Origin of the sequence: Streptomyces sp. BE303, from assembly GCF_036290945.1 — a bacterium.
GTDB lineage: Bacteria > Actinomycetota > Actinomycetes > Streptomycetales > Streptomycetaceae > Kitasatospora.
In genome coordinates this window covers 1-303 of the sequence record NZ_JAQYWZ010000863.1, presented here as the reverse complement: position 1 = coordinate 303, position 303 = coordinate 1, and the positions used below count along the sequence as shown (strand labels likewise).

At 72.9% G+C, this 303-nt stretch carries 1 protein-coding gene; it reads left to right on the top strand.

The window, feature by feature from the left end; all coding sequences use genetic code 11:
• Positions 1 to 12 precede the first annotated feature (12 nt).
• On the top strand, positions 13 to 303 hold a 291-nt coding region (locus PUR56_RS30675; RefSeq protein WP_329951371.1), incomplete at its 3' end, for an acyltransferase domain-containing protein.

Sequence of the window (303 nt, the reverse complement as noted above, 5' to 3'; positions counted from 1 at the left end):
GAGGAGCAGGGTGTGCGGGTGCGGCGCGTCCCGGTGGACTACGCCTCCCACACGTCCCACGTCGAGTCGATCGAGGAGGAACTCGCCGAGCTCCTGGCCGCGGTGAGGCCCCGGCCCGGCGCGTTCCCGGTCCTGTCGACGGTGGAGGGCCGGTGGTTGGTGGGTCGTGAGCTGGACGGCGGGTCCTGGTACCGCAACCTGCGGCAGACCGTGCGCTTCGCCGAGGCGGTGGACACGCTCGCCGCGGAGGGGTTCCGGGCGTTCGTGGAGGTGAGTGCGCACCCGGTGCTGGCGCACAGTCTG